Source organism: Arthrobacter sp. NEB 688, assembly GCF_013201035.1.
GTDB lineage: Bacteria > Actinomycetota > Actinomycetes > Actinomycetales > Dermatophilaceae > Phycicoccus.
Map to the genome: position 1 here is coordinate 524,280 of NZ_CP053707.1, position 12,544 is coordinate 536,823.

Annotated in this window: 13 protein-coding genes, 1 tRNA gene and 1 pseudogene; 5 read left to right on the top strand and 10 right to left on the bottom strand. The window is 67.5% G+C overall.

Annotation, left to right across the window (positions count from 1 at the left end; all coding sequences use genetic code 11):
• Window positions 1-177: 177 nt before the first annotated feature.
• Window positions 178-753, bottom strand: coding sequence for a dCTP deaminase (gene dcd, locus HL663_RS02555; RefSeq protein WP_173026919.1), 576 nt, complete (start codon window positions 751-753; stop codon window positions 178-180).
• A gap of 96 nt (window positions 754-849) precedes the next feature.
• Between dcd and HL663_RS02560 the strand changes: the two genes are divergently transcribed.
• Window positions 850-923 (top strand) — tRNA-Gly (locus HL663_RS02560).
• A 91-nt stretch (window positions 924-1,014) separates the two neighbouring features.
• Here HL663_RS02560 and HL663_RS02565 read toward each other — a convergent pair.
• The 8 genes and pseudogenes from HL663_RS02565 to HL663_RS02595 all read right to left on the bottom strand — a co-directional run bounded on the left by HL663_RS02565 (window position 1,015) and on the right by HL663_RS02595 (window position 6,488).
• Window positions 1,015-1,926, bottom strand: a complete 912-nt coding sequence (locus HL663_RS02565) for a tyrosine-type recombinase/integrase (RefSeq protein ID WP_216842653.1) — start codon at window positions 1,924-1,926, stop codon at window positions 1,015-1,017.
• 96 nt (window positions 1,927-2,022) lie between these two features.
• Window positions 2,023-2,118 (bottom strand): annotated as a pseudogene (locus HL663_RS19505) (hypothetical protein); the annotation flags it as partial.
• Window positions 2,118-2,333 carry an excisionase family DNA-binding protein gene (locus tag HL663_RS02570; RefSeq protein ID WP_173029952.1) on the bottom strand — a complete coding sequence of 72 codons (216 nt, stop codon included), beginning with the start codon at window positions 2,331-2,333 and terminating at the stop codon, window positions 2,118-2,120. The pseudogene HL663_RS19505 and the gene HL663_RS02570, both read right to left, overlap by 1 nt.
• Window positions 2,334-2,338: 5 nt before the next feature.
• Window positions 2,339-3,967, bottom strand: a complete 1,629-nt coding sequence (locus HL663_RS02575) for a replication initiator (protein ID WP_173026921.1) — start codon at window positions 3,965-3,967, stop codon at window positions 2,339-2,341.
• Window positions 3,909-4,223: a WhiB family transcriptional regulator gene (locus HL663_RS02580; protein WP_216842654.1), complete on the bottom strand. Its 315-nt coding sequence runs from the start codon at window positions 4,221-4,223 to the stop codon at window positions 3,909-3,911. Before HL663_RS02580 ends, HL663_RS02575 begins: the two co-directional genes overlap by 59 nt.
• Before the next feature lie 62 nt (window positions 4,224-4,285).
• Window positions 4,286-5,434 carry an FtsK/SpoIIIE domain-containing protein gene (locus HL663_RS02585; protein WP_216842655.1) on the bottom strand — a complete coding sequence of 383 codons (1,149 nt, stop codon included), beginning with the start codon at window positions 5,432-5,434 and terminating at the stop codon, window positions 4,286-4,288.
• 386 nt (window positions 5,435-5,820) lie between these two features.
• Complete coding sequence (locus HL663_RS02590) at window positions 5,821-6,081, bottom strand: hypothetical protein (protein WP_173026924.1); 261 nt, start codon at window positions 6,079-6,081, stop codon at window positions 5,821-5,823.
• Window positions 6,078-6,488, bottom strand: coding sequence for a plasmid replication, integration and excision activator (locus tag HL663_RS02595; protein WP_173026925.1), 411 nt, complete (start codon window positions 6,486-6,488; stop codon window positions 6,078-6,080). Before HL663_RS02595 ends, HL663_RS02590 begins: the two co-directional genes overlap by 4 nt.
• 167 nt (window positions 6,489-6,655) lie before the next feature.
• Between HL663_RS02595 and HL663_RS02600 the strand changes: the two genes are divergently transcribed.
• The 3 genes from HL663_RS02600 to HL663_RS02610 all read left to right on the top strand — a co-directional run bounded on the left by HL663_RS02600 (window position 6,656) and on the right by HL663_RS02610 (window position 9,625).
• Window positions 6,656-7,261: a helix-turn-helix transcriptional regulator gene (locus HL663_RS02600; RefSeq protein WP_173026926.1), complete on the top strand. Its 606-nt coding sequence runs from the start codon at window positions 6,656-6,658 to the stop codon at window positions 7,259-7,261.
• Window positions 7,258-7,587 (top strand): divalent-cation tolerance protein CutA, encoded by a 330-nt coding sequence (gene cutA, locus HL663_RS02605; protein ID WP_216842656.1) that lies wholly within the window; start codon window positions 7,258-7,260, stop codon window positions 7,585-7,587. Before HL663_RS02600 ends, cutA begins: the two co-directional genes overlap by 4 nt.
• A gap of 259 nt (window positions 7,588-7,846) precedes the next feature.
• Window positions 7,847-9,625, top strand: a complete 1,779-nt coding sequence (locus tag HL663_RS02610; protein ID WP_173026927.1) for a hypothetical protein — start codon at window positions 7,847-7,849, stop codon at window positions 9,623-9,625.
• A gap of 170 nt (window positions 9,626-9,795) precedes the next feature.
• Here HL663_RS02610 and HL663_RS02615 read toward each other — a convergent pair whose 3' ends face one another.
• Window positions 9,796-11,205 carry an ATP-binding protein gene (locus HL663_RS02615; RefSeq protein WP_173026928.1) on the bottom strand — a complete coding sequence of 470 codons (1,410 nt, stop codon included), beginning with the start codon at window positions 11,203-11,205 and terminating at the stop codon, window positions 9,796-9,798.
• Window positions 11,206-11,585: 380 nt separating this feature from the next.
• Here HL663_RS02615 and HL663_RS02620 point away from each other — a divergent pair, with 380 nt between their 5' ends.
• The gene (locus HL663_RS02620) at window positions 11,586-12,014 is read left to right on the top strand and encodes a hypothetical protein (protein WP_173026929.1); all 429 of its coding nucleotides are present in this window, start codon (window positions 11,586-11,588) and stop codon (window positions 12,012-12,014) included.
• The last annotated feature ends 530 nt before the right edge of the window (window positions 12,015-12,544 follow it).

The window sequence follows — 12,544 nt, forward strand, 5'->3', positions numbered from 1 at the left end:
CTCGGTTCCCCTCGTGATCAGGCGGGTCCGAGCCGGGGCAGGGACGGGACGGAGGCCCGCATCCACGATGCGTACCTCGTGCCGGCCGTCGTTCCGTGGAGGACGGCCGGATCTGCGGCGTGTCGCAGGAGGTTCGGCGCGCCCCGTCTCACCGGATGGCCACCGCGGCGGGGTCGCTCAGACGTCGGCGCGGTGGAAGTTCTGGAAGCTGCGGCTGGCCGTCGGGCCGCGCTGGCCCTGGTAGTGCGAGCCGTAGGCCTCGGAGCCGTACGGGTTCTCGGACGGGCTGCTCAGCCGGAAGAACGCCAGCTGCCCGATCTTCATCCCCGGCCACAGCATGATCGGCAGCGTCGCCACGTTGCTCAGCTCGAGGGTGACGTGGCCGGTGAAGCCGGGGTCGACGAAGCCGGCCGTCGCGTGGGTCAGCAGCCCGAGGCGGCCGAGGCTCGACTTGCCCTCGACGCGGGCCGCGAGGTCGTCAGGCAGGCTCACGGTCTCGAGGGTGGAGCCGAGGACGAACTCGCCGGGGTGCAGGACGAAGCCCTCGTCGGCGTCGACCTCGACGAGCCGGGTGAGGTCGGCCTGGTCCTGCGCGGGGTCGATCACCTGGTACTTGTGGTTGTCGAAGAGCCGGAAGAACTTGTCGAGGCGGACGTCGACGCTGCTCGGCTGGATCATCGCCGGGTCCCAGGGGTCGAGGGCCACGCGACCGGCATCGACCTCGGCGCGGATGTCACGGTCGGAGAGGAGCACGCGGTCAGGCTACCGGCAGGGGTCGGACCGGGTGCGAGGCGGCTGCGGTGGTGGGCTAGACTTCCCGGGCGCCGGGGAGGTCACTCGACCCGGCACGCCGATGTAGCTCAATGGTAGAGCGCCAGCTTCCCAAGCTGGACACGCGGGTTCGATTCCCGTCATCGGCTCCACCGCATCACCGCAGGTCAGCCCTTGCGAGGCCGACCGACCCCCTCGCTGGCTCCACGGCACAGGTGCCTCGCGTGCCCAACGCGTGCCCAATCACCGCCCCGCACCCCCGCTCAGGACCTGGTCCAGCGTCGCCGCTATCCGGGCATCCCGCTCCGCCGTCGCGTGCTGGTAGATGAGCGCCGCGCGCATGCTCGCGTGGCCCATCCGGTGCATCAGCTCACGGGTGCTCGCCCCCGATGCGGCCGCGAAATGGTTGCCCGTGTGGCGCAGGTCGTGCAGGTGCACCCGCGGGTCGAGGTCGGCCGCCGACCGGGCCGCGACCCACACCGTGGACCAGTTCGACCGGTGCAAGGTGTTGCCCCGCCAGCCCACGAACAGCCGGCCCTCGGGACCGTCCTCCGCGAAGGCGTCGAGGTGCTGCTCGATGTCCTCGCGCAGGCCGAGCGGGAGCGCGATGGTCCGCAGCCCAGCCCGCGACTTCGGCCCCTTGACCACCAGCCGGCCGCCGACCTCGGAGACCGAGCGCCGCACCGTGAGCGTCATCAGCTCCAGGTCGAGGTCGCCCCGCTGCAACCCCATCAGCTCACCCCACCGGAGCGAGCCGTACACCGCCAGCAGCACCACCAGCCGGTACCGCGGCTCGATCACCTCGGCCAGCCGCGCCACCTCGGCCGGGGTGAGGATCGGCCGCTCCGAGGCGACCTCGCTCCCCGCGCCCCGGATCCGGCACGGGTTCCGCAGGATCACCTCGTCATCGACCGCCGTCGCCATGATCGAGCGCAGCAGCCGGTACGCCTTGGCGATGGTCGACGCCCCGACACCCGCGTCCTGACGACCCTGCCGCCACCGCCGCACCAGCGCGGGCGAGAGGTACCGCAGCTGGACCTCCCCCAGGTACGGCGCGAGGTGCAACCGCAGCAGCGTCCCGTACAGCTCACGGGTCCGACCCGTGATCGTCGCCCGCTCCGCCACCCACCGAGCCGCGTACGTCCCGAACGTCACCCCGGCCAGCGACGGATCCACCCACCGACCGGTCGCCATGTCCGCCGCCACGATCGCGTACGCCGCCTCGGCCTCCGCCTTCGTCCGGTGCGTCTGCTCCAACGTCCGGCGCAAGCCGTCCAGACCCGTGTACCGGACCTGCCACCGCCCGGACGGCAGCCGGCGGATCGACCCACGCACCCGCTTGCCCATCACGCACTCCACCCGCGCGACGGCAGGGGCTCCACCGTCACCGCGGCCAGGTACTCCGGCACCGCCGACACCGGGAACCGCAGGTGCTTGCCCACCCGCAAGAACCGGATGCGTCGCGCCGCCACGAGCTGCCGGACGAACCCGTCCGCCGTCCCCAACACCTCCGCCACCTCGTGCACCGTCAACAGCCGCTGCAACTCCGTCGTCTCGTCCATCTCGCTCACCCCTTGCTCGTCGTTCCTCCGTCGTGGTGTGTCCCCTTGCCGCGTCCGTCCCGTCGCTCCGCTCGCCACTGGTCGTACTCCCGTGCGCGGGCGGCAGCCGCCAGGGCAAGGGCTTCCTCGGCGGCGTCCCGCCAGCCGGTGCCGAGGTAGGTCCACGACCCGATGACGACGGTCGCCTCGTCCTCGTCGTCGGCCAGGAGTCGGCGCTCGAGGTCCCGGGTGTCGACCGGCTCCCCCGTCCGGCGCGACTCGGCGGCCATCGCCTGCCAGCGGGCGCGGGCGCGGCGCAGGGCTCCGAGGGTGACCGAGTAGCGGCGGGACTTGGTGCCGAAGTGGCCGCGGAAGCCGAGCATGTGCACCCACCGGCTCATCCGCTGGTAGTCGTGGTCCTCGGGGTGGTGTCGGGCGGCGCGGTCGGCCAGGTCGGCGCAGGCGGCGCGGAAGGCGGCGATGTGGGGGCGCTGCTGTCCCTCGCCGTGCAGGCCGGAGACGTCCTTGGTGGCGTACTTCGCGAGGTAGCCCGCCACCTGCCCGGGCGTCAGGGCCGCGGCGGGGTCGTCGACGCGGTGACCTGCAGTGACCACGCGCACGTCGAGCTGCGCACCCCAGGCCAGGACTCGCGGACTGTCGTCTGCGTCGACCGGCTCGGCCAACACGGTCACGCCCGGGGCGGCGTCCCGGACCAGGGCCGCCAGAGTCAGACCGTCGAGGGCGGCCGGGGCGGGCGCACCGATCCCCGCCGCGGCGGGGCCGTCGAGGCGGATCAGAGCGTGGAAGTGGACCAGACCGCGGTCCTGGTACTCCGCGACCTTAGCGTACTGGATCGACGCGTGCTCGGCCAACCCGGACTCCGTCACCCCGAGGTGCCCGGCGACGGCTCGGCGCAGGGCGATGGTCGTGCGCCGCCACAGCTCGGGGGCGTGCCACTGCCACAGCACCGCCGACGCGGTGTCGTAGCAGTCCGAGCACAGAGGGGCACCCGAGCGAGCGTCCCCGGGCTCGTGAATCGCGATGCACCACAGAGGCCGTCCGTGCGCACAGCGGGTCCGGTCGTCCCGCCGTCTTGGGCGGCACGGCTTCCCGCCACGGTGGCCGTGCACCAGCCCGAACGAGGGCGCTGTGAACGTCGCGAACAGCAACGGGTTGTCCGCCACCTGCTCCGGCACGGTCTTGCCGCCAGCGACCCCGGCACTGATGAGCGCGAACGTGTCCCGAGCGTAGGTGCGCGAGCACGCCGGGCAGACGTGGGCGCGGCGGTTGCCGCACGGCCGGTACAGCACCCCCAGCGGCGCATCCACCGAGCGAAACGTCGACAGCACCTCCCCGGTCCGAGCGTCGACTGTCGTCGAGGAACCCGCCAGCCGGACCGGCCGCGCACAGTTGTGCACCGCCGCAAGAGTGTCGACGAAGGCGTCCATCGACCCGTCCGCGAACCGAGCCAGCAGCCCCGCCCCGGACGGCCCATTGAGGGCGGGCACGTCGAGGGGTGCGCCCTCGCCGAAGCCCTCGAACCGCAGGGCGGCGGTGCCGGTCGACGACGAAGTGGGTGACATGACGACGGCCCGGTCAGGCGGCCCGGTCGGCGCGAAGCGCGCAGTCGACGACCCTGCCCAGGGGTTCGCCATGGCGCAGCGCCTCGTCCAGGGGGTGGCGCTGGTCGGAGTCGAGCCCACCCCAGATGCCGAACTCCTCGCCGTACAGCAGCGCGGCGGCCAAACACTTCCGCCGCACCGGGCACCCCGCGCAGATCGAGCGGGCGCGACGGGCTGCCGGGGCGCGCAGGTCCTCGAACCACCCGCCGTCCGGGTCGGCGGCGCAGGAGCCACGTTCACGCCAGCGGATGCCGTCGAGCTCGTCGAGGACCCCGGCGCTGGCGGTCACGTACGGCAGCGGGACACCCCACGGGCGCAGCGCAACCCGGTCCGGAGCCTGCGGGCCCGTCATCACGCCTCACGCCTCTTGACAGACGTCGCACCGGCAACGGCACCGGCTCTTGGTGCGCGCGGCGAACGCGGCCGCCGAGGCCGATGTGTGGGCTCGTCGGTGGGCACCGAGTGCAGCCGGGGCCCGTCCTCACCGGACATCTCATCTGCGGCAGCCTCGCGCGTCGGCTCGGGCGAGGTGGGCAACACCGGAGCACGGCACGGATAGCGGGCTGCGAGGTCGCGGATCACGGGGTCGGGCCAGTAGTCGGCGCGGACCCGGTCGCTGTTGCCCTCGTCGTCGACCACCCACGCGGAGCCAGGAGCGGTCGGGGAGATCCGGTGCGCGGGAGCCGTCCGAGCGGCCCCGTCCCCGAGCACCATCGCGGTCTCCTGGTCCGAGAGCAGCCGGAGCGCGACCCGCTGGGTGAACAGGTTCCGCATCGTGACGACGTCCTTGCGCGGGTCCTGCACGAACGCGGCCACCACCACCCCGAGCGCGCGGCCCTTGGTCAGCAGGCGGGCCAGCAGCCGGGCGGCCTCCATGCGGGTCTCCCGGTCGGCGTACGCGACGAGGTCCGCCAGCTCGTCGATGACCAGGACGTGGAGCGGGTCACCCGGCCGCGGCGTGTGGGCACGGACCTGACCGGCCATCGCCTGCCCCCGCTGCTCCGCGACGTCGAGGAGCGCCGTCAGCACGGCGAGGGCCTCGGGGCCGGTATCGGCCACCGCGGCGAACAGGGCGCGACCCATCCGCAGCTCCACCCCGTGCTTGAGGTCAATCCCCCACAGCCGGACCGTGTCGGACGGCACCAGCGCGGCGAGGCCGGCGACCAGGCCCCACAGCACCGAACCCTTCCCTGCCCCCGAGCAGCCGGCCACCAGCGTGTGCCTCCCCGCGACCGTCAGCCCCCAGGTCCCGCCCACGTCCCGCCGACCGAGCGGCAGCAGGTGGCCCGGGTTGTTGGACGTGGGTCCCAGCGGAACGGTCCCGTCGCGCGGCTCCCGGAGGGCGTCGTGCATGACGAGCTCGACGAGCAGGGTCGAGGTCGAGCCGCCCAGCGCAGAGCACCGCCAGGACAGGGCGTCCAGCGTGGCAGCGAGACCTGGCACGCCCGCTTCGAGCTGGTCGAGCGTCTGGCCCGCCCGAGCCCGCACGACGAGCGTCACCGTCGAACCCTTCGCGCGGACCGACCGCAATCGCGGGACCGCCTGCCCCGAAGGCTTCCCCGGTCCAACCCCTCGCCCCTCACGCAGGAGGCGGGTCCAGCCACACGCCTCCGCCAACCCCGACCAGTTGCGCCGCACGTACCGCCGCCACCGACGACGCCGCGACGGGCCCGCGACCACACGCTCATACCCGGCCGGGAACCACCACGCCCACCCCGCGAGGGCCAGCGGCACCGCGAGCCCCGCACCCAGCCACGCTGCCAGCGGCTCCCCGCGAGCCCACGCGGCGAGCACCGAGACCACCAGCCACGCCGCGACCAACCGGCGGTGACCGGCCAGCCAGACCCACAGCCACCGGCCCAGCCAGCCCAGACGGCTCACGGTGCTCATCGCGGCCCGCCCCGCTCATGCTCCTCACACGCAGCCAGCGCCCGGTCCACGCACGACGCGGCCACGTCCAGCCACCCGGCAACGCTCGCCATCGCCTCCGCGAACCCCGGCACGTCCTCCCCCGAGTGCCCCAGCCGCAGGATGTGCTCGGCCGCGTCCTCGGTCCGCGCGTAGATACCCAGCAGCTCTTCCGCCAGCGCCTCGTCCGTGCCGACCCCGAACGAACGGGCCAACGCGTCGAGGTCCACAGCGGTCACGACGCTGCCTTGAGCGTGGCCCCCGGCGCGACCATCCCCTCCGCCCGGAACGACCAGGACAGCCGCGGGCGAGGGCCGCTGTCGTCGATCCACCCCAGCGCCGTCAGCCCGACGAACTCCACCGGCGTCCACGGCATCCCCGACTTGTTCTCCGGCGGCACCGGCTGCTGCTTCGCCGCGAACTTCACCGACACCGCCGTGTCCTTCCGCGACGCCTCCTCATCCGCGTCCAGCACCGTCGCCTGCCACAGGGGGAGCCCGGTGTCCTTGTCGACCTGCTGGGGCCGCGTCCCGTCCTCACGCGGTGAGGCGTTGAAGTCCGCCACCGGCTCCACCGACCCCTTGAGGAACGCCCCCGCGGGGAAGACCTCGTGGTGCGCCACCTTGATCCGCCGCTGCATCGCCATGACCATCTCCACTCTCGAAGCGGTGGGACTCTTACTGCCTCACCGGCCGTATCCGTCACCATAGGGGACTCATTCGTCCCTTGCAAGGACTCATGCGCCCCTAAAGGGCGGAAAAGTCCCCGAGGGACTGACCGGACCCCGGAGTCCTGCACAATGAAGGAGTGGAGATGCCAGAGGTGATCAAGGCCCGGCGAGCGGCGCTCGGGCTGAGCCAGGCCGACCTCGCCGCCCAGGTGGGCCTCGACAAGCGGCAGATCCGGCGGTACGAAGCGGGCGACGCCCAGCCGACCCTGTCCGCCGGCCGCCAGATCGCCCAGGCCCTTGGGATCACCCTTGACGAGCTGGCGGGCGCGCACTCACGACGCGTCGGCCTCTCGGGAGCCTGGTTCGCGGCGTGGGAGACCTGGAAGGACGGGCAACCCGTGTTCACCGCCCAGCCGGTGACGCTGCGCCAGCGAGGCGACCTCATCCAGATCCAGGCCGAGAACCGCGGCAACGTCACCGTGGCGGAGGGCGGCTACCTCTGGCGCGGTGAACTCCGGCTCTGGGACAACGAGGTTCTGATGGGTTGGTACGCCGCTGAGGACGAAGGCGTCCGTTCGCTCGGCACGCTGTTCTTCCGCGTGCACATGCACGGCCAGCACATGGCCGGACGGTGGGTGGGCCAGTCCCACGACGGCCCGCTCTTGACAGGGGCCGCATCCATCGCCAAGTCCGAGGACGCCGCCACCTCGCAGCTTCGCGAACTACTCGAAGGGAGCGCAGCCAGTTGAGCGACGTCGTCGAGGTCATCGTGACTGGCCCTCCAGACTTCATGCCCGGGCTCGTCGAAACGCTTCTCGACGAACGCCTCATCGCGTGCGGACATCTCACTCCCATCGAGTCCACCTATCGCTGGCAAGGCGCGATTGAACACGCCTCCGAGGTTCGCGCCGCCATGCACACCACTAAAGGGCGCGTCGAAGCACTTCGCCAGCGCGTGCGGGGGCTCCACACCTACGACGTCCCATGCATCCTCGTGCTTCCCGTTCCACGTGGGGACTGCGACTACCTCAACTGGGTGGACGAGGAGACGAGACCCGCACCAACTCGGCCGTGAGCCTCCTCCCGGCAGCGATCACGCTCCGCACTTTCAACAGGGAGCCCTCGACGCCGGAATGCGTCGAGTTTTCCTGCGCGCCCAGAGACCTAACACCAGCGATTCGTCCGAGCTGTCTGGCAAGGTGGCGCATCTGGCTAGCGAGCACCCTGCAGACTCGCGCGCGCAGCGTTCTGGTGGGCAGGCAATACATCTCTGAACGCACACGACCGCCTGCTCAACGCTGGAGAATGGTCATGTCAATGAAGGAGCGCATTCGGTGATCTCGCCTGAGCCGAGAACTGCGATGTCAAACGATGACTCGACGCTGACGTCTTCCATCGATGAACCCGACCCACTCGAAGATTCATTCATTGTTTTGCCGAACGAGCACCTCGTCACATTCTTCTTCAAGATGCCAACACCGCTTGGCTGGCCGACCAACAAACCCATACGGCTAACCGAACTAGTTTCATGGCAGTTCCGAGATTTCGCCAAGGCTGCCCTCGAATCAGACGTTGAGTACCCAACTCCGCATCTATTCAGTTCATCTCTCTTGTTCCATGAGGTAGAAGAGGACGTCGTTGAATCGTCGTCACTAGCATCGATACTGCGCGCAGTAGACATTGGATTCCCCGTGAAGAAGGAAGAGCTTTCTGAGGTCGCCGATTCTGCACTGGGTGGCGGCGACGATGACAAGCTCGGCAAAGCGAGCATCGTCGAAGTTATTGTTCCACTCGGGGCAACCTTCCTCCTTAGACATTTTAATGCAGGGACCGCACCTCCCTCGATGCCCGATCTTGCAGACCCGCCCCAGGAGTTGATCAGTGACGCAATGGACGCGGCTATTGACGCTGTGCGAACGCTACAGTCGGCTCACGTCGCCGCGCTGAGGCAGCCGGTCAAGATGCTGTCAAGAGCGCAACTTCCCCTTCTCATTCCCTACGGTTTGCGCTCTGCAACTCAAAGTCCACCGGAAGGTGGAAAACTCGAGTTCATGCTGGCGAATGGTCGCGTAGACCAACTCGGCGTGACGGCAACTCTCACGGAGAGTCAGCAGTTAGCGATAATGCAAACACGAGACCATCCAGCCCGAGTTCGAGCGTACACGGATCTCTATAATCAAGCTAGCGTCGCCCTACACGTAGAAGGAAACACTCGGGAATGCGTCATCATGATCGGCGCCGCCTCTGAAGTGTTTCTGAACATTCTAATGCTCCTGCTTCGCTGGGAGGAGGGGCAAACCCCCGAGCAATGCGTGGCAAGCTGGAACGACTCCTTTGCCGTCCGGTTGCGCACGGAGTTGCCTCCAAAGCTGGGCGGCAATTGGTCAAATTCGGGGGAGGCTGCCTTCGCCAGATGGCACAAATCAACATATGGCGTTCGAAATCGAGTGGCGCACGCCGGCCATGAGCCCACCTTCGAAGAATGTATAGAGGCCATCGCAGCCCTTGACAATCTTATCTCGGACATAGGTGCGCGCCTTACATCGGGCCAACGACTACGAAAGTACCCCAGGGTCTCAACGATGCTGTTTGGAAGCCGTCTCGCTCCTAGGCTGGTAAAGCTGCCCTGGCTCGTAGCACTGCAAGGGGACCCGACCGAAGTTCCTTGGATGATCACATCGGGAAGGTGGCTGGATACGCACTACCGCCTGATGCACGACGCAACGGATAAGCGAACTCCGGATCCGGCTGCTGCCGAACTGTTCTCTACATGGAACACCCCCAGCAGCGGACCCCAGAGTTGGTTCTTAGTGGATCGGGCGTCGGCACTCGCTGCCGAGGTTGAGGTCGACGCCACGCGAGTGCCGACGTCCGACTCTCTTCTCGCAGCTGAGGACCTGGGCCCAGATACGCCGCTTGAGCCTCCAGCAATCGTGGGCCACGACCGCACTGATGGCGATGTACTGCACGTCGGACCCTGGGTTGAGGCGTATCACCTTAATCACCTGCTGGGCGTGATGGTGGACGGCACCGATGCTGAGCAACCTTGGCCTCTAATGCCTAGAACGGCACCAGCGCCTACACGTCGCCGCAGCTCTCGACGCGGAAGTTAGCCAGGATCTGTGCGGCGAGGCTGAGGGGTCCGCGCTGCATGCCCCGTCCCCCAACGGACGACAGCCCATTCTCGGGGTGGATTAATCGCGAGGTGCTTTTGGCCTTCCTATGAATGAGTCGGACTGTATCGCCTATTGTCGGCCCCCTGTTGTGCGACAGCTGGCCACCACTAGCTGTCCGTCTTGGCGGGCGGACCCAGAAGGTAGGTCGTCGCACTTCCTTTTCGGCTGGGATCCCGGTGGATCTGCTGGGCCTCCATCATCTTCTCGAAAGTCCTCTTCATCTTATTTTCGGATCCTTCGCCCGTGAGTTCCCGCGCCTTTGAGTTGTTGATTTCGTCGTTGTTCTGAAGGTACTCAATAATCTGCTCTTCATAGGAGGCCAACCGCTCGTGCCTAATGTAGGCGACGATCTTATTGCCCTCTTCCACGAGCTGCGGCGGCTTGAGTCCGATCTCTCGCATCTTCTGAAAGGCAGTATTCAAGCCTTCTCCAACATCCTTGTTCGGTGGATCTGGAAACTTATTAATAAGCCGCACAACTTTTCCATTTCGCGCAAACTGCTCGTCAAGGAAGTTGCTTTCGGTCACGTGGCCCGGAAACTTGCCTGGGCTGTCAACCTCAATCCGGTTGTCAAAGATCCGGATCTGGATGTCAGTGGCAATTGAGTAGTCGCGGTGAAGTACCGCGTTGGTGACGATTTCGTGCAACGTCTCTGGCGGATATGCCACAGGCTGCAGGCCTGAGGGGGTTTGCACTGTGTGACCTTCAACAATTTCTATGACCTTCGCAACCGCTTTTCTGATTAGGTCGGTGAGTGATCCCTCGATGGTGATCGGGTCACCGTCCATCTGATCACGATGCCCCTCGGCCTTCGCTGACTTGTAGCGCAGGATCTTAATTGCCGATCGTTTTGGAAGCACGACCTGAGGTTCATCAGCGAACAGCAGTACCGCCGCGACAGTAGGGGATCCATCGATGATTAGTCGCTGGCTCCTTAACCAAGGTTCCGCCTCTGACACGGGGACAGCCTCAACAACAAACGTTGTAACCGTAAGCGAATCGGAAACAGTCTCGATTGGGAGGTCCTTTATGGGCATGTCCTCGTAAGTTGCCAAGCCCTTGTCCAGACGGAGACGCTCGACTTCTTCGTGTGAATTCACCTTAACTGGCAACCGCTGGGCGCTGACTCGGATGTATATGGACCCGTCAGTTGTTGTTAGGATCTGACGCGACTTCTCCACAACAAGGTGCATCACAAATCCAGGTACGCCAGGGCCCCGCAAGAACTGGATACCCAGTGTGTCATCCCCCTGGAATAAGTCGTGCAGGACCTGCACATGACCATTGGCGTCCTCTACGCTTGAAAAGCCACGCCACTTGCGCTGTCCCGCATCGATCTCGTCGACGCCGACATACAACTCGCCTCCAGCAGCGTTTCCAAATGCAGTCACGTGCACCCCGAGCTTCACTGGAGTGATCTCGATCGCCTTCAGATCAAGGAAATGCGATTCTTGAAGGGCGAGGACCCTAGCAACGGCGTCCGCATCTACATCGACGACGCCCAAATCCCGGATCATGTGTAACAACTCCAATCATGAGCGAATCTGCATTGCGGTGGTGTCGCCACCATAGTCTGGCCATGCACCGAATGCCTCCAACGCCACCGCCTCCGCGCTGGCCCAAGACAGCGCGTCCCTTGCGCTGCTTCCGCGCAGTTGCGCATCGTGAGGACTTTCTCTACTGACTCAAGGCGGCGCTCCGCGCCGCGGCACAGCTCGGCGGCGGGGCCCCGCGCCAGGGACCCCCGCGCTGCGGGCGCTTCGCGCCCTCCGCGCACCCCCGTCGCACCCCACCCCCTCGCCGCGCGAACTAGTCACCAGGTGGAGACAAGCCCCCCTAAGCGTCATGGACCGGCGACCCACTCCCCCGCCGGGTCCCCGCGTGCCATGATCCGCCCGTGGCCCTGACCTTCGACGAACCCTCCGACGTCACCGAGAAGGAGTGTGACCAGTGCGGCGCCGGTTACACACTCGTGAAGTCCCTCATCAACGACGAGGATGGAGCGCACGCCGTCGCCTTCTCGGCTCTGCACCACCACGACGGACAGCACGAAGCATGGATCGACGCGATCCTGGGCAGCTTCGGGGACGACTTCGACGACCATGTCACCTTCGGCTGCCGAGTCGGGCCGCTTGACAGCTCGCCCGAGCCCGCGGCCACGGCCGTCCAAGCCGCCGCCCCTTACAGCGACCGACCGATCTGGGGACGCAAGCTCAGCCGGGACCAGGCACTGCAGCACGACCGCATCAACGACTTCTGGCAGGTCGTCGACTTCCTGCTCGAACACGAGCCCACCGTTCACACCCACGTCTACGCCCGGCTCTGATCCCAGACCGACGTCGGCGCACCACTCCCGCCGCCGATCCTCCGCTTCACTCTCCGCCGGCCTCCGGGCCGCATCAAGGGCGCTACGCGTCGCTGCGCGATGACCTACGGCCACCCTTGACCCGTCCTCTCCGGCCGGCTCCCCTGCTCCGCTACGGATCGGTGGCTCTCCCTGCCCGCGTGCCCAATCGTGCCCAATCAGCCTCCAGAACGCACCAAACAGGCACCACCAAAGCCGCTGCAGCCGTGCGTGATCGCAGCCCGGAAAGACCCCTCGGCGCGCTTCCCAAGCTGGACACGCGGGTTCGATTCCCGTCATCGGCTCAGAACGCAGGAACCCCCCGACACGCTTTTCGTCGGGGTTCCTGCGTTTGACCGCGACAACCCCGCACGTGCGGGCTTTCCGTCGGCGGGGTCAGCGCCCGACAGCGGTAACCCCGCACGTGCGGGCTTTTCGTCGGCGTGGTCAGCGCCTGACCGCGATAACCCCGCACGTGCGGGGGTTCGCGCGACGCGCCGCCCGCCGGGTCG

Coding starts and splice junctions, on each gene's coding strand:
- HL663_RS02570 (WP_173029952.1), bottom strand. CDS start 2,333: ATGGACGAGACGACGGAGTTGCAGCGGCTGTTGACGGTGCACGAGGTG.
- HL663_RS02575 (WP_173026921.1), bottom strand. CDS start 3,967: ATGGCGAACCCCTGGGCAGGGTCGTCGACTGCGCGCTTCGCGCCGACC.
- HL663_RS02595 (WP_173026925.1), bottom strand. CDS start 6,488: ATGGCGATGCAGCGGCGGATCAAGGTGGCGCACCACGAGGTCTTCCCC.
- HL663_RS02600 (WP_173026926.1), top strand. CDS start 6,656: ATGCCAGAGGTGATCAAGGCCCGGCGAGCGGCGCTCGGGCTGAGCCAG.
- HL663_RS02615 (WP_173026928.1), bottom strand. CDS start 11,205: ATGATCCGGGATTTGGGCGTCGTCGATGTAGATGCGGACGCCGTTGCT.